The sequence below is a fragment of the Cloacibacillus evryensis DSM 19522 genome (assembly GCF_000585335.1).
GTDB lineage: Bacteria > Synergistota > Synergistia > Synergistales > Synergistaceae > Cloacibacillus > Cloacibacillus evryensis.
This window is the reverse complement of the sequence record NZ_KK073872.1, coordinates 3,380,581-3,396,847: the sequence shown is the minus strand read 5'-3', so window position 1 is coordinate 3,396,847 and position 16,267 is coordinate 3,380,581. Positions and strand designations below refer to the sequence as shown.

The 16,267-nt window shown below is 56.7% G+C and carries 13 protein-coding genes; 6 read left to right on the top strand and 7 right to left on the bottom strand.

Going from position 1 to position 16,267, the window contains the following annotated elements:
* Positions 1-772: 772 nt before the first annotated feature.
* Together dctP and epsC are read right to left on the bottom strand one after the other, a co-directional pair.
* Positions 773-1,774 (bottom strand): TRAP transporter substrate-binding protein DctP, encoded by a 1,002-nt coding sequence (dctP, locus tag CLOEV_RS15105; protein WP_034444810.1) that lies wholly within the window; start codon positions 1,772-1,774, stop codon positions 773-775.
* 519 nt (positions 1,775-2,293) lie between these two features.
* On the bottom strand, positions 2,294-3,010 hold the full coding sequence (gene epsC, locus CLOEV_RS15100; RefSeq protein WP_034444808.1) for a serine O-acetyltransferase EpsC: 717 nt from the start codon (positions 3,008-3,010) through the stop codon (positions 2,294-2,296).
* A gap of 300 nt (positions 3,011-3,310) precedes the next feature.
* Between epsC and CLOEV_RS15095 the strand changes: the two genes are divergently transcribed.
* A complete protein-coding gene (locus tag CLOEV_RS15095; RefSeq protein WP_034444806.1) occupies positions 3,311-3,910 on the top strand; it encodes a hypothetical protein in 600 nt (199 codons plus the stop codon).
* Between the two features lie 53 nt (positions 3,911-3,963).
* Here CLOEV_RS15095 and CLOEV_RS15090 read toward each other — a convergent pair whose 3' ends face one another.
* The 3 genes from CLOEV_RS15090 to CLOEV_RS16300 form a co-directional block, all read right to left on the bottom strand.
* Complete coding sequence (locus CLOEV_RS15090; RefSeq protein WP_034444804.1) at positions 3,964-5,841, bottom strand: TRAP transporter permease; 1,878 nt, start codon at positions 5,839-5,841, stop codon at positions 3,964-3,966.
* Between the two features lie 147 nt (positions 5,842-5,988).
* Positions 5,989-6,996, bottom strand: a complete 1,008-nt coding sequence (locus CLOEV_RS15085; RefSeq protein WP_034446192.1) for a TAXI family TRAP transporter solute-binding subunit — start codon at positions 6,994-6,996, stop codon at positions 5,989-5,991.
* Between the two features lie 458 nt (positions 6,997-7,454).
* On the bottom strand, positions 7,455-8,027 hold the full coding sequence (locus CLOEV_RS16300; RefSeq protein WP_008708754.1) for a flavodoxin family protein: 573 nt from the start codon (positions 8,025-8,027) through the stop codon (positions 7,455-7,457).
* Between the two features lie 194 nt (positions 8,028-8,221).
* On the opposite strand from CLOEV_RS16300, the gene CLOEV_RS15075 reads away from it, so the two are divergent.
* Together CLOEV_RS15075 and CLOEV_RS16295 are read left to right on the top strand one after the other, a co-directional pair.
* On the top strand, positions 8,222-10,480 hold the full coding sequence (locus tag CLOEV_RS15075) for an ATP-binding cassette domain-containing protein (protein ID WP_034444802.1): 2,259 nt from the start codon (positions 8,222-8,224) through the stop codon (positions 10,478-10,480).
* 63 nt (positions 10,481-10,543) lie between these two features.
* A complete protein-coding gene (locus tag CLOEV_RS16295) occupies positions 10,544-11,425 on the top strand; it encodes an exonuclease domain-containing protein (RefSeq protein ID WP_051485158.1) in 882 nt (293 codons plus the stop codon).
* 174 nt (positions 11,426-11,599) lie between these two features.
* Here CLOEV_RS16295 and CLOEV_RS15065 read toward each other — a convergent pair whose 3' ends face one another.
* Both CLOEV_RS15065 and CLOEV_RS15060 read right to left on the bottom strand, forming a co-directional pair.
* On the bottom strand, positions 11,600-11,815 hold the full coding sequence (locus tag CLOEV_RS15065) for a hypothetical protein (protein ID WP_008708748.1): 216 nt from the start codon (positions 11,813-11,815) through the stop codon (positions 11,600-11,602).
* Positions 11,816-12,042: 227 nt separating this feature from the next.
* Complete coding sequence (locus CLOEV_RS15060) at positions 12,043-13,086, bottom strand: hypothetical protein (protein WP_034444800.1); 1,044 nt, start codon at positions 13,084-13,086, stop codon at positions 12,043-12,045.
* A 289-nt stretch (positions 13,087-13,375) separates the two neighbouring features.
* Here CLOEV_RS15060 and CLOEV_RS15055 point away from each other — a divergent pair, with 289 nt between their 5' ends.
* The 3 genes from CLOEV_RS15055 to CLOEV_RS15045 are packed head-to-tail and all read left to right on the top strand — an operon-like array spanning position 13,376 to position 16,253.
* Positions 13,376-14,449, top strand: coding sequence for an ABC transporter substrate-binding protein (locus tag CLOEV_RS15055; RefSeq protein WP_034444799.1), 1,074 nt, complete (start codon positions 13,376-13,378; stop codon positions 14,447-14,449).
* Positions 14,449-15,477 (top strand): FecCD family ABC transporter permease, encoded by a 1,029-nt coding sequence (locus tag CLOEV_RS15050; RefSeq protein WP_008708742.1) that lies wholly within the window; start codon positions 14,449-14,451, stop codon positions 15,475-15,477. The genes CLOEV_RS15055 and CLOEV_RS15050 overlap by 1 nt, the downstream gene beginning before the upstream one ends.
* Positions 15,474-16,253: an ABC transporter ATP-binding protein gene (locus tag CLOEV_RS15045; RefSeq protein ID WP_034446183.1), complete on the top strand. Its 780-nt coding sequence runs from the start codon at positions 15,474-15,476 to the stop codon at positions 16,251-16,253. Before CLOEV_RS15050 ends, CLOEV_RS15045 begins: the two co-directional genes overlap by 4 nt.
* Positions 16,254-16,267 lie beyond the last annotated feature (14 nt).

Here is a 16,267-nt window from a genome sequence, read left to right as displayed (position 1 = left end):
GTGTCCTGCGGCAAACGCACCCGCATGCCGCGGCAATGTGGATAATTTGAAAAGAGTTCCCCGCTAATGACGGGAAACTTTGCCTTGCAATCGCCGTATGACCAATACGGCTCCGGTACTCAGAGGGTAAGTTATTTAGCATCCGGCACGTCTAAACGCCGATTTACGCGATTGTAGGGAAAAGATAAACAGCGATTTATGCCTTTAAAGCCTCCCTCGCCGAGGGAGGTGGCATGACGCGGTGTTTTTCCGCGTCATGACGGAAGGAGTGTTGCTCCGTTTGGCGCGCGGTTTTCGCGCCGAACGGAGCCCGCGGCGACAGCCGCGGAAGATGCGGAAGATGGTAAGGCTAAAATCAAAACAAAACCCAAGGTCAAGCCTCCTCCAGTCTCGGCGGAAAAACACCGCCGAGCCAGCCCTGGTGTAACTACCAGCCGATTCGCACAAATCAGAAAAACACTGATTTGGCTCCCTGGCCCCCTCGGCGAGGGGGCCTTTAAAAGCGTAAACCGCAATCGCTGAATATCGATAAATTGTTTTTTGCGAGTGCCCGCTAAACCGCAATTTACCTTTTCTCCTGCAACCGAGTAAATCCCAGTTTACCATTTACCTGACCTTTCTTGACGCGTTTGCCTGTCTAATGACAGGGCGGCGCCGCGGCGAAAATCCTATCTTCGTTTATTCATCTCCGATGATGAAAGGCCGGATAAAGGGCAAAACGCCCCTTATCCGGCCTTTATCGTCTTTTTAAATTAAAAGCGCCGCGGAAATTTTATTTGCCGAGGTTCTCTCTGAGTCCCTTCATGAGTTCGGGAGTAAGTCCCCTCTTGCCGAGCTCGTCCCAGATACCGACGCAGGCGTCTTTGATGGGCTTGAGTTCCTTCGCCGAATACTTGTGGACCTTGATGCCCTTCTTCTCCATCAGCTTCATGTATTTCGTATCTTCAGACTCGGCGGTGCTGATCGATTTGAGGGTGAAGTTTTTCGCGGCTTCCCTGAAAATCTTCTGATCTTCGGGGGAGAGCTTCTTCCACGCCTTTTCGCTGACCATCAGCGGGAGGTACTCGAAAGAGTAGTTTGTGGCGTACCAGTACTTCATAACGTCGCCCAGCGTCGTGTAAGCGGCGGCTGTGGACATGCCGTCGACCGCGTCGCAGACGCCGGTCTGGAGCGACTGATAGATGTCGGCCCAGGGAATGGTGATCGTGCGGAAGCCCATAGCCTTCGCGCCGAGGTTGTAAACGTCCATGTTGGCGACGCGGACGAGGACGCCCTTGTCGACCTTCGGGTTGAGGGGTTCTTTAAGCGGCTTCGTGGAGGCGATGCCGATCATGCCTTCGACATAGGAGCCGAGGACGTTGACGCCGAGGGGTTTGCCGAGTTCGACGAGTTTGTTGGGGAGCCAGGCGCCGGGAGTGAAGACTTTCTTGGCTTCGGCATAGCTGCTGACGATGCCGTTCGTGTAGATAACGTCGAAACGGGGGTCAAAGCCGCTGGCGAACGATGTCACAGACATGTCTACCGTGCCGCGGATAAGCTCTTCCATGACGAGCTCATAGCTGCCGAGCTGGTTTGCGGGGAATACTGTGATTTTGACGCGGCCCTTCGTCTTCTGCTCGATCTCTTTCGCGAAATCGCGCATCATCTTTGTGCAAAGATGCTCTGTGGGCTGCTGACCGGCAAAACGTAATGTGATCTGTTCCGCCGCCATTGCCGCCGTCGCCATCATGGCGGATACGATGACTGCTGTCATGAGTATTGCAAACTTCTTCATTACTGGTACCTCTCCCTTCAAATTCTGCTTTTTATTAAATACGGCCAAATTTGGCCGAAAAAGCCTATACGGTGCTTATACCTATATACATTTATGTAAAATTATGTGGCGGTTTTATTGAATACAAGATATATCAGAAGAGCAATTGTGTCAACGTTAGAATATTTTTCTCAAAAAATCAACAATGTTGCATCAACCAGATATTTCTATAGTTTTATTGAATCTAAAATAATTATGTTTTGTTCTGTGTACTTTGGAACAACCCCCTTGCCTTTATATTTATTAAAATCTTGATCACAGAAACGACCACCGATTAAACAATGGGTCGTTGCTTACAAAAAACAATCCCGCGGCAAGAAAAAGATCCTCGCCGCAATAAAGAAGGCCTTATCATGCGGGAGGATCATTTTAACGTTAACAACACGCTATATCTCTTTCAGAAATATCACACTATCATAAAATGAGCACTTATTTTGATATATCAGAGATGATTATCAGTTTTTTCGGGAGTACCGCTCCTTACTTGTGGGACACCTCAATCTCCAGCTCATCCGAAATTTCCGTCTCTTCTTCGACCTCATCCCCGCGGCACTGTTTAAATTCACGCTGGAGGTAGTACAGCTCCTCTTCCAGGCGAATGATGCGCGCCAGCAGCTCTTCGGGCGAAAGCGCCGCCCCCGCGCTGCTGACCGGCCTGCCGCCGACCTTGACGATACGCGCCCGCATACCGGTGACGGTGGCGTTCTCCGGGACGTTTTTCAGCACGACGCTGTTGGCGCCGATGCGTGAGTTTGAGCCGACGACGATCGGCCCGAGTATTTTTGCCCCGCTGCCGACAAAGACGTTGTCGCCGAGGGTCGGATGGCGTTTATGGCTCTTTTCGTTGCCGGTGCCGCCGAGGGTGACTCCCTGGTAAAGGGTGACGTTTTTGCCGACGATCGTCGTCTCGCCGATAACGACGCCGGCGCCGTGGTCGATAAAAAACCCTTCGCCTATCTGTGCCGCGGGATGGATCTCTATCCCCGTCCACCAGCGCACGATCAGCGAGATAAAGCGCGGCAGCACGGGGACGCGCCAGCGCGTGTGAAGGTAGTGGATGCCGCGGTGCGCGGTTATCGCGAGAAAACCAGGCGTACAGAATACCACCTCAAGAAAACCGCGGAATCCCGCGGGAATCGCCGGATCATTCCGCCTCGCAGCCGTATAGTCACTTTGTATGTTTCTCCATATCCCCATTCAAATTCCCTCCCGGATGATAAAAAAGGGCCTGTCTCGCGACAGGCCCTTTGGTATATCTATAATTTATATAAGGTAGAAAGATACTCGCCCGCGGCTCTATGCGTACAGCCGCGCCGGCCATACGGTTTTTGGATGAAAAACCGTACAGCAACAACATGATTTATTGGCGGAAGTCGGAACGATCATCTTCTTCATAGCTGACATTTTATAGGCTTTACGGATAATTGGCAAGCCTCGCTTTTTATAGTCCAATAACTTAAAATATTTTTGAAAACAACAGAGAGGAGCCCGGCGAGGATGAAAGATGCAAAAAGGACCGGCGTGGAGGCGCTCGCGCCGGAGAAGGCGGCGGAAGCGGCGGCGTTGGCGGCCCTCTGTATGGCCGACAACTCTTATTACGCCCTTCTATATCAAGGTTATTCACGCGCGGAGATGATATCGCTGATGCGCGTCCGTATTGAAAGGACTCTCGCATACTGCGCGGCGCAGAAGGGGCTTTTTGGGGCGACCGCCGGCGGCAGGCTTGCCGCTTATGAGTACATGGTCGATTACCGCAGGCTGCGCGACGAGAACGGCGCGCTCTTCCGCGCGATTTTCAGCTACGGGGAGGCCGCCGGCGAAACGCCCCCTCTGCGTGAGATCAAGCACACGCTCTCGGGCCTCCTTGACGAGGGGCGGCGGATAACCTACGTTCTCGGCTGCGGCGTGGCGCCGTGGGCGAGGCGCTGCGCCTCCGTGCTGGCGGCGATGGCACATTTCAATAAGGGGCTGCTGCGGAGCGAGGACGTGATCGCGGCCGATTTTTCAAACCGCGCTCTGCTCTCCCTCTGTTCAAGGCACGGCCCCTTTGAAATAAAGGAACTTAGCGGCGATTATTGGTTTTTCCTAAGAAGATAGCGGGCCGCACGGGCCCGCCGTCTTTATCGTTGTCTTTTCAAAGGAGAAAGGGTCTATGCCGCCGCCGGAGTCTGGCCCTCTTTCTTTCCCATCTTCAATAAAATTATCCAGGTCACGATCACGCCGACGGCGCCGACCGTGGTGATCAGGCGGCTCGGGGAGAGCCCCATGACGGCGAAGACGACAAATACCAGCCTCTCCCAGAGGACGAGGTTCCTGTTCAGGTATCCCATCATCGCGAAGCCAAAGCCGAAGCAGGCGACGACGCAGGCGAGGATGCCGTAAAGGTTCGTCGCCATCGAGCCCTGCAAAAGTATCCCCGGATCGTAACAGAAGGCAAACGGGGTCACGAAGGCGAGGAAGCCGAGCTTGCATGCGGTGAAGCCCGTCTTGTTAGGCTCGGAACCCGCGATCGAAGCCGCCGCGTACGCCGCGAGGGCGACAGGCGGCGTGATGTTCGAGATTATCGCGTAGTAGAAGACAAACATGTGCGCCGAGATCGCCGGGAAGCCAAGTTTTGTGAGGATAGGAACGCCGAGCGCCGAGGCGAGGATGTAGGCGCCCGTCGTCGGAAGCCCCATGCCGAGGATGAGCGATACTATCATGACGAGGAAGAGCGCGAGAAGAGGAATGCCGCTCGTAAAGGCCAGCACAAGGCCGACAAGCTTGACGCCGACGCCGGTCAGGGATACGGAGGCAAGGACTATCCCCGCCGTCGCGCAGGCGACACAGACGAGGGTGATATTCTTGACGCCGCCGTAAATGGCGTCGATCACCGCCTTCGGCCCCATGCGCTTATCGGGCTGCGGCAGTGAAACGAGCCAGGAGATGACGACTCCGATCGCCGCGGCGCGCATCGGCGTCATCCCGACGAAGAGGAAGTAGACAAGGCCGATGATCGGCAGGAAAAGGTAGGCCTTTTTCAGCACCTGTCTCTTATCCGGCAGCTCCTCGGGAGAGAGCCCCCTGAGCCCGCGCTTCATCGCCTCGAGGCGGATCATGAGGAAGACCGCCGCGTAGTAGATGATCGCCGGAGTGATCGCCGCGATGATGATGTCGACGAAGGGAACGCCGAGGAAGGAGGCCATAAGGAAGGCCCCCGCGCCCATGACCGGCGGCATTATCTGGCCGCCGGAGCTCGCGACCGCCTCGACCGCCCCCGCAAAGTGCGCGGGATAGCCGATCTTTTTCATAAGCGGTATGGTGAAGGTGCCGGTGCCGTAGACATTTGCGACCGCGGAGCCGGAGATCGAGCCAAAGAGGCAGGAGCTCATGACGGCGATGTTGGCCGGGCCGCCGGGAGCCGTGCCGGTAAAGGCCTGCGCCACCTCCATAAAATAGGGGCCGGTGCCGCATTTTTCAAGAAAGCCGCCAAAGATGAGGAAGGCGGCGACCAGAGTCGCGGAGACGCCGAGAGGCATGGAGAATATTCCCTCATCGGTGAGATAGACCTGTTCGACCACTTCGGACATGGAGAATGAAAGCCCCTTCATGATGCCGGGCAGAGACTGTCCGAAATACATGTATGCCGCGAAAAGGAAGGCGATGATCGTAAGGGGAAGCCCGACCACGCGGCGCGTGCCCTCGAGAAGCAGCACGAAAAGAAGTATACCGCACCAGAACTGGGCCGCCGTCAGCGGGTCGACCTGCTGGATACGCATGACGATTTCATCATAGTTGAGGATGACATAGATAGAGGGGATCGCGGAGATGGCCCCCAGCGCCCAGTCATAGAGGGGGACCCGGTCCATCGGGGCCTTCTTGAACATCGGGAAGAGGAAAAAGGCCGTCGGGAGGACGAGCCCGAGGTGGATATTTTTCTGGAGGTAGGATTCATAGGCTCCAAAAACGGAGGTATAGAGATGAAAGAGGCCTATAACCACAAAATAGACGTACATAAATTTCTGACTTGATCCGCTTAATTTTCGCATTTATACACACTCCTGGCCTAAACATGATGGGCTGTCCGGCATCAGATCGAATAACGGCGGGAAACGCCGTCTATGGTTCATAAAAATGAGGGAAGAGAAGCAGAGGGGATGCCCCCTCCGCTTCAGAGAAAGGTTCGCGCCGGGGCGTTACTTTTTCGTCTTGGCCTGCTGTTCTTTCCAGAACTTCAGCGCGCCGGCCTGTGTCGGGACGCCATTCGGCACCGCGATCTGCGGCGTCAGTTCGTCGATGTCCTTCACAGCCTTCGCGAGGTTCGCCTTGTTTTCCCAGAGGGACTTGCAGAGGTCGTAGGCGAGCGAATCGGGAATGTCATTGCGGACGACGATGCAGGTATAGTCGCCGACGGTCTTGACGGGCTTCTTAACGCTCTTATAGGTGCCGGGCTCGATCGTGAAGGTGACCGTGCCGTAGGCGTCGGCAAGCGCCTTGAGCGCGCTGTCGTCAACGGGGAGGCAGACGATGTCGGCCTTGCTTTCAATGTTCATGACGATCGAAGCGATCTTGCCCACAGAAAAGATAAAGAGGTCGATATGTCCGTCGGCGATGAGGTCGGCTCCGCCCTCGTATGAGGCAAATTCCATCGAGCCGCCCATCTTCTTGATGTCTTTATAGGTCACGCCATAGCCCTTCATGAAGAGCGACTTCACGACGAATTCCGAAGAGGTGCCCGGCTTCAGAGTTGCCATCTTGACGGGGATCTTTTTATCAAAGATATCGCCGAGCTTCGTTATCTTGTTCTTTGCGGCAAAATCCTTACGCATAATAAAGTAGGTGTACTGGGTGTAAAGGTTCGCGAGGATCGCCGCGTTTTTCGCGGGGCGGCCCATGAAGTCCTGTTCTCCCTTGATGGCCGCGCCGAGGAGCGAGGTGACGGAGAAGCCGAAATCGCCCTTATGTCCGTTGGCGTTGATGATATTCGAGACGCCGCCGCCGGTGCTGCTGGTTACTGATATCGTGTTTTTCGACCACATATCGGCCAGGGAGCTGCCAAGCGCGAACCAGTTGCCGCCGGGAGGTCCGGCCATAAACTTAAGCTGCGCGGGCCATCCCGCTTTCGGCGTGGGAGCCGCCGCCGCGGGCGCCGAGGTTACGGCCAACAGAGAAACAAAAAGTAAAAATACCGCCAATTTCTTCATGTAGATCACCATACTTTCTTATATTTTGACCAAAAGGTCAATTAAAATATAACACCTTGCTCCAAAGGGATTATATCACAATATTCTAAAAACCTAAATAATAGCCGCAATCTATTGAATAAAATATTTTAAAAAACGACTTTATTAGTTTTTACTTAATATTTTAAGGCAATCACAAATTGCACTTACAGATATATGCATAAATCCTCTGATTGACGGTTGTTTTATCAGGAATCATAACCCAAACGCCCAGATGTATGCAATCATAACCGCCCAAAAATCTGCTTAATTTTATTCAATAACTCACTAAACAGCCTATATTTATTTTTTATGCAAGATATTTTTTGTTTAGGCCGCATAAAACCCTTACAATAATATCTCATAAATAAAGTCCCCTTCGATCTTTAAGAAAATCGAAGGGGACGAACTTTAAATCATTCTAAATTCAGATTAAATTTTTATTTCGCCGCAGTTATCACCTTCGCGAATTTCTTTCCCTCTGTAAACGCCTTATCGAGTATCGACGTATTCTCCAAAACGGTCCCCGTTACCGCGGAGCGCAGATGGCCCAGAAATTCCATGCCGGTGAAATCCGACACGGACTGGAACACATAGCCGACGATATCCGCGCCCGGAAGCGGCTGTTCATGGGCGTGGTTGTCAAAATATGTCGTGATGAGGAATACGCCCTTGCCCTCAAAGTATTTACGCGTCTTATAACCGTAAAGGCGGTCAAGGAATATTTTGGTGAGCGTAGAGGCGCCCGTCCACCATACCGGCGTCGCGAAGACCAGGGCGTCGGCCTCTTTGATCTTTTTCATCACCTCGCGCATCGAGTCGTTATATACGCAAAAATCTCGCTCGCCGCACTCGCACATGTCGCACGCGTCGCAGGGATGGATACTCTGCTCCTGCAGGTTTATCACCTCAACGTCGCTGCCGGCGGCACGGGCACCGTTTACAAACTGGGATAGCAGGATCGCCGTGTTTCCGCGCAGACGAGGACTGCCCTGTAACGCTAATATTTTCATATTGTCTTTTTCCCCCTTAGGAGTTATGTTATTCTTCTGTTTTATATTAAGGAGGCGTCATCCGCCTTAGTGAATATTGGAACATTTAATGCGAGCTATGTCAAGAGTTCGCCTCCGATTATCGGACAAACGCGGCGATCCGCGGCGGCGCAGGGAGCCGCAATCTTTCGGCAGCAAATGGAGTGGAAAATAGAATGGCTCATGAATTTATCGAAATAACAAACGCCTTTGAAAACAACCTCAAAAACATCTCCGTCAAGATCCCCAAAAAGGTCGTGACCGTGTTCACCGGCGTCTCGGGCTCGGGGAAATCGTCGCTCTGCCTTGACACCATCGCCGCGGAATCGCGGCGCGAGCTGAACGAGACCTTCCCAAGCTTCGTGCAGCAGTATCTGCCAAAATACGGACGCCCCGAGGTGGAGCGCATCGCCAACCTGCCGGTGACGATCGTCATCGACCAGAAAAAGCCGGCGGCCAACACACGCTCGACGGTCGGCACCTACACCGATATCTATTCGATCCTGCGCCTGCTCTTTTCACGCGTCGGCCGGCCCTTTATCGGCTACTCCGATGTCTTTTCGTTCAACCATCCGGCCGGAAAGTGCCCGCGCTGCGACGGCCTCGGCATCGTCAACGATCTCGACATCCACAAGCTCGTGGATTTCAACAAAAGCCTCAACGACGAGGACACGATCCACTTTCCCACCTTCGGCCTCGGCCTCTGGCGCTGGAAGCGCTACGCCTACAGCGGCCTCTTCGACCTCGACAAGAAGATCAGGGACTATAGCCCCGAGGAGCTGGAGCTCTTCCTCCATTCGCCGCAGATAAGGCTGAAAAACCCGCCGGCCAACTGGCCGAAGTCCGCAAAGTTCGAGGGGATATACCCGCGCATGTACCGCAGCATCATCACGACAAAAGAGGGCAAACGCTTCCGCCACATCCTCGACAAGATGGTCAGCAGCTACGAATGTCCCGACTGCCGCGGCTCGCGCGTCAACGAAAAGGTACGCAGCTGCCTTATCAACGGCAAAAACATCGCCGACGTCACGGCGATGGCCATACCGGAGGCGATGGAGTTCGTCGCCTCGATAAGCGACCCGATGGCGGCGGACATCAAGCGCGAGCTCGGACGCCGCCTCGGCGCGCTCGTTCAGATCGGCCTCGGCTATCTTTCGCTCTCGCGCGGCACCGGCACCCTTTCCGGCGGCGAGGCACAGCGGATCAAGATCGCCAAATACATCAACTCGGCGCTGACGGACATGGCCTACGTCCTCGACGAGCCGAGCGTCGGCCTTCATCCCAAAGACATCAGCCTTCTCAAAGATTCCCTCTGCGCGCTGCGGGATCACGGCAACACCGTGCTCATCGTCGAGCACCACCGCGAAGTCATCAAGCTCGCCGACCATATCGTCGACATGGGGCCGGGTGCCGGGAGCGCGGGCGGCCGCATCATTTTCGAGGGCGGCTACGAAGAGCTTCTCGCCTCCGATACCCTTACCGGACGCCTGCTGAAAAAGAAAAGCCCGCTCAAAGAGAATCTGCGGCGGCCGACCGGCTGGTTCACGCTGGGGCCGACCTCGCTGCATAACCTGAAAAACGTCACCGTCAAACTGCCGCTCGGCGTGATGACGGTGATCGCCGGCGTCGCCGGCTCCGGCAAGAGCTCGCTGATGGAATCATTCCAGAGGGATTGTCCCGAGGATACTATCTTCATCGGGCAGAAAAACATCGGCATCAACCTCCGCTCCACGCCCGCGACATACCTCGACATCTCCGACGAGATACGCGCGCTCTTCGCGAAAGAAAATAAGGTGGCCGCCGCTTGGTTCAGCTTCAACTCCAAGGGCGGCTGCCCCGCCTGCGGCGGCTCCGGCACGATCGTATCCGGCATGGCCTTTATGGACTCCATCGAAACGGTCTGCGACCTATGCCGCGGGAAGCGCTACTCCAAAGAGGCGCTCGCCTACACTTATAACGGGAAGAACATCGCCGAAGTGATGGACATGACCGTGGACGAAGCGGCGGAATTCTTCGCCGGCAAACCGCTCTGTGAAAAACTCCTTTCGCTCCGGCGCGTCGGCCTCGGCTACCTCCACCTCAACCAGTCGATGACGACCCTTTCCGGCGGCGAACTGCAGCGGGTCAAGCTCGCCTCGCATCTCGCGCTGCGGGGCTCCATCTTCATCCTCGACGAGCCCACCGACGGACTGCACCTTGACGACATAAAGACGCTGATGAAGCTCTGGGACGAGATGACCGACGCCGGCAACACTCTGTTTCTCGTCGAGCACAGCGTCGACGTCATGAAAGAGGCTGACTATATAATAGAGATGGGGCCAGGCGGCGGCGGCTCCGGCGGCAAAGTGATCTTCCACGGAGAGCCGCGGGAAATGCTCGCCTGCGCAAGCTCCGTGACGAGGCCTTATTTAAAGGACAGCCTGCCGGCGGATTGATCCGCGCCGGCGTCCGGCGAGGCCGCTTCGCGTAAAATTTATGAGATATAAAGGAAGCCGCAAATGATAATCAACGTCCAGAAAAACCTGCCGCAAAGCGACGAATTCACCTTCACGGCGATCGATTTCGAGCGGGCCAACAACAGCCAGAACTCCGTCTGCCAAGTGGGGATATGCACGGTAGAACGGGGCAGGATCGTACGATCCCGCGAGTTTTTCGTCAGGCCGCCGCAGCGCGTGTTCTACTTTCAGAAAAAGGCGATGGAGATACACGGCATCACATCCCTCGACGTGGAGGGCGCGCCCACCTTCGACAAGGTCTGGGAAAAGATATTCCCCGACATCGAGGGGCGTCCTCTCGCCGCGCACAGCTTCCGCGACGACGCGCTGACTCTGGACGCGATACTTTGCAGCTACCGGATAAAATACAGGTATCAAAAATACGGACACCTCTGCACCCTCGACCTGGCCCAGAGGGCGGATATCCACGGAGAAAACAACAAATACAACCTCGAGGCGCTGTGCGGGCGCTACGGCATCACGCTGCGCCCGCATCACGCGGGCTCTGACGCCGAAGGCTGCGCGATGCTGGCGCTGAAAATCGCGGAGGAGCTATCTATAGATTCATTCCGCTCGCTGGCGGACCTATCCCAAACTCCCGATTTTCATGAACCGGAACTGCCTGACGAACTCACCTATACCGACCTGGGAGTGCTGGAAAACTACCTTCACAGGCTAAAAAACAAAAAAACGGTGCAGCTAGCGGACTGCCCCAAGCTAAAAGACCTTGGCATGGCTAAAAAGATGATAAAAAAACATCCCTCGATAATCCTTAAAAAAGACGCCGCGATGAGCGCCAGCGGACTCGCGCAGTGGTTTTCCGAACAGAGGCCGCTGCCCGCCCCTCAAAAGAGCGGCAGGACGAAAAGCCGGAAGAAAAGATAATCACGCCGAAGCAAACGACCGCCGGAAAGGCGGCCGCCTGACGAAAAATAGTCTTCCGCGGCGCCGCCCCGCCCGGCAGCGCGGGCTGCCAGATGTTTCGGTCAAAAGTTTGCCGCCTCCGCCGCGGAAAAAGGGATCAAAAAAGCGGAGGGAGGCGCGCCTCCCTCCGCATCCTTAGCGGTCCGACTCCGCGATCCGCGCCTCTCCCATATCCGGGGGAGAGGCCTCCGCCCACTGGCGCGCCGTCGACGTCAGGTAGCCGTCGAAAATGGCGTCCAGCTCGCCGAGGCCCCGGCGGTCGGCCGGCGTCATCAGCCGCACATTCATGGTAAAGACGATTATCGTGATAATAAGTAAAAAAGAAAAACGTATCCTGTCTTCGCTTGACATAATAGATAAAAACTCCTTCTGTCGTCAGTCTAAACGGCATATTTAAGAACACGGGCCCGCCGCGTCAGTTTTTTATATTTAAGGGAGACAACCCTTGACTGACCGGCGAATATCGTGTATGTAATTCTACCATCACGCCGCCAGCTACACAAGGGTAATCCCGACGGCAAAAAAAGGGGGCGGGCCTTTCGCGGGACCGCCCCTCTTTTTTTATAGCCTGCGCGGCTCTATTTATCCTCTATCAGCGTCATCAGGTCGCTGTAGACGCCGTAGGCGGTCTGCAGTATATCCGGGTCGCGCTCGATGAGCATTATCTCTCCCGCGAGATCGGTGTAAAAGATGAGGGCCGAGGAGCGTCCCCCCACGGAGCAGAGCGGGTCGTCAAAGGGCAGCCGCCGCGGCTCCACGGAGAGCTCCACGCTCCCGTCGTCGGCGCGCCGCGCGCCGCAGATATATTTGATGCGGCATCCTTCGGTTCCGGCGGCCTTCACATCGGCGGCCGACGTTCCCGCGAGGCTTTTGACCTTCACGTCCTTCGGCGTCAGGCGGGCGTCCATGAGGATGTTGGCAAGCGCGCATATCTTCGCCGCCCCGTCCCAGCCGTCGATATCCATCGAGGGGTCCGCCTCGGCGAACTGCAGCCGCTGCGCCTCGGCGACGGCGTCAGCCAGGTTGCCGCCCTTTTCAAGTTCGCCGAGGATGAAGTTCGTGGTGGAGTTGAGGATGCCGCGCAGCGCGAGGATCCTGTTTCCGCGCAGCCCCGCGCGCGCCATGTTGAAGACGGGCGCGCCGTCCATCACGATGGTCTCGTAGAGAAATTTTTTCCCCGCGGCTTCGGCGAGCGTTTTCAGTTCGTCGAAGCACCAGGCTTCCGGCCCCTTGTTCGCGGTGATGACGTCCATGCCGTTCGCGAAAGCCTCTCTGATGTAGCTCGCGGCGGGCTCTCCGTCTCCGATCGACAGGGTGCTGAGTTCTATGAAAAGGTCCGCCCCGGCGGCGGCGATCATCCCGTGAGTGTCGCACCCGGAGACAAAATCAGGATGTTCCGAGTCGAAGCGCCCCAGCTCTTCGTTCATTATCAGAAGCGCGCCGAGGTCAAGGCCGCGCGGGTTCATCATCGTACCCTTGCTGCGCGTACAGACGCCGGTGACCAATATCCCGCAGCCGTAATCCTCGCGCAGCTCGCGTTCCTTTTCCAGCAGCAGCCGCGTGAATCGTACTCCAACGTTGCCAAATCCGGCCATACAAACTTTTATCGTCTTTTTCGTCATGGAATCTCCCCTCCATCAGATTGTTAAGACGGCGGTTATATTGTACATCTATTATCCCGCGATGCGTTTTTAATTCTTAGAGAACCGTTCGATTATACGCGCCATCCGGCGTAACCGCCAGCTACGCCTTTAAAGCCTCGTATAAAAAAGGTCTCCTTTATAGTGGCCGGATATTGATTTTTCAGGGTGCGAGCCGCTTTATTGGCGTGCGAAGTTTCAGTCGGCCGTATATAAATCCCGCCGCCGGTGCTATAATTGCAACTTGATATCATATATTGGAGGTATTTGCATGAAACACAAAATCGTTCGTCTGTTTTTCACAATCGCTCTTACGCTTCTCGTCGCCGCCTCGGCTCTTGCCGCCGACGTTCCCGCCGGGAAACGCGTCGTCGTCGATCAGCTCGGCCGCAGCGTCGTGATCCCGCAGAAGGTGGAACGCGTCGTCTGCCTCATGCACCACGCGCTCGACATCACGCTCGAGCTGCAGGCGGGGAACCGCCTCGCAGGCGTGATGAAGGGCTGGGAGGGGCTGCTCTTCCCCGGCATCGCGGATATCTATCCGCCGATCAAAAAGCTGCCGCAGGTCGGCACTCTGACCGAGGTCAATATGGAGGAGCTGCTGAAGACGAATCCCGACCTCGTCATCGTCACGCATTATTTCCCCCAGGATACGCTGAAGAAGATAGAGGCGGCGGGCATTCCCGTGGTCGCGGTCTCGCTTTATCAGGCCGATTTTGAAGAGGCCTCTAAGCTGAACCCGAAGCTGAAAAATCCCGACAAGGCCTACACGATCGGCATGAGGATGGGCGTCAATCTGCTCGGCGAGATCTACGGCAAAGAGAAAGAGGCCAGGAAGCTCAACGATTTCGTCGCCGAGAAGCGCGCGATCGTCGGAGACAAACTCTCGGCGATCCCCGACAATAAAAAGATAACCTGCTATATGGCGAACCCGGACCTCCACACCTATGGCAGCGGCAAGTATGTGGGCGTGATCATGGACCGCGCCGGCGGCATCAACGTCGCGCGCGACATCTCCGGCTACAAGGCCGTCAATATGGAGCAGATACTGAAGTGGGACCCGCAGGTGATCTTCGTGCAGGACCGCTACGCGGCGAAGGTCCTCCCCGAGATCACGAAGGGCGCGGCCTGGGCCCCGATCAAGGCCGTCAAAGACCGCCGTGTCTACGAAACGCCGGAGTATGTGAAGCCGTGGGGACATCCCTGCCCCGAGTCGATGGCGCTCGGCGAGCTCTGGATGGCGAAGAAGCTCTATCCCGAACGTTTCAAGGATATCGATATGAATAAAGCCGTGCAGGAGTTCTACACGACCTTCTACGGCGTGCCGTATAAGGGAAAGCATTGATGCTGAAGCCCGGAGACGGCAAAAACGAGTTTATGATAGAGACGGGGCTGGCGCTGGCCGTTCCCGCCTCTTTCGTCCTTTCGCTGCTCATCGGGCGCTACGGCATACCGGTGGAGACGCTCTGCAAGATGCTGCTCTCCGCCGTTTTCCCGCTGGAAAAGACGTGGCCGCAGACGATGGAGACGGTCTTTTTCCAGATACGGCTGCCTCGCATCACCGCGGCCTTCTTCGTCGGCGCCTCTCTCGCGGTCTCGGGGGCGATCTTCCAGGGTATTTTCAAGAACCCGCTCGTCTCGCCTGACATCCTGGGCGTCTCTTACGGCGCGGGCTTCGGCGCGGCGCTCGCGATATTGCTGACGAACGGCGGCGTCTATTTACAGGCTTCGGCGATATGCTTCGGGATGCTCGCGGTCTTCGCCGCCTATACGATGGCGCGGTTCTTTAAGGGCGCTCCCGTTCTGGTCCTCGTCCTTTCGGGCATCATCGTGGGGGCCTTCTTTCAGGCGCTGCTCTCTTCGCTCAAATACATCGCCGATCCCTACGACAAACTGCCCTCGATCATCTTCTGGCTCATGGGTTCGCTCTCGCGCGTCAGCGCCGGCGACCTCTCGTGGACGCTGCCGGCTTTCGCCGCGGGCATGGGCGCGCTTTATCTCTGCCGCTGGCGCATCAATCTTCTCGCGCTGGGGGATGAGGAGGCGCGCGCGCTCGGCGTGAACACCACTCTTGAACGGGGCGCGGTGATCTTCGTCTGCACGCTGCTCTCCTGCCTCGCGGTCTGCCTCGCCGGCACGATAAGCTGGGTCGGCCTGGTGATCCCGCACGTGGGACGGCTGCTCGTCGGCTCCGACTACCGCCGCCTGCTGCCGGCCTGCATATCGCTCGGCGGCATCTATCTTATCCTGATAGACAACGCGGCGCGCGCCCTCACGATGAACGAGATACCGCTGGGGATACTCACCTCGCTCATCGGCGCGCCATTTTTCGCGATGCTGCTCATGCGGCGGCGCGCGGGGTGGCGCGGATGAGGTTCTCCGTTGAAAATCTCGCCTTCGCCTACGGCGGACGGCGGGTCTTTGAGGAAATAACCTTTACGCTCGAGGCGGGCGAGGTGCTGTGTCTGCTGGGGCCGAACGGCGCCGGCAAATCGACGCTGATCAAGTGCCTCGCGGGGATCTTTGTCCCCGGCGCCGGAGAGATCCGCATCGACGGCGCGAGTATCAGGACCATGCGCCGTAAGGAGTTCGCGCGCCGCGTCGCCTACATACCTCAGAGCGCGGCCCCCGTATTCCCCTTCCCCGTGCGCGACATCGCCGCGATGGGACGCACGCCGCACAAGGCCTTTTTCGACCAGCCCGATCATAGGGATTACGAGATGGTCCGGGCGGCGCTCGCGGAGCTCGGCATCGAACATCTCGAATACAAGAACTGTACCGAACTTTCGGGCGGCGAGCGTCAGATGGTGCTCTTCGCCGCGGCGATGGTGCAGGAACCCGAGCTTCTGCTGCTCGACGAGCCGACTTCGCACCTCGACTTCGGCAATCAGATGAGGGTGCTGAAGTCGGTGAAAAAGCTCTCCGCGGAGAGGGGCATCAGCGTCATCATGGCGACGCACGCGCCCGAGCAGGCGTTTCTCGCGGGGAGCCTCGCGGCGATGCTCAAGGGCGGGACGATCTCCGCCTGGGGCGCGCCCTCCGAGGTGATAACGGAGAAGTCGGTGAGTGAGTGTTTCGGCGTGCGCGTGAAGGTCGTCGACATCGACAGGGAAAGAAATATCAAAGGCTGCATGGCGCTGATGGAATGACTTGCGGCAGGCAA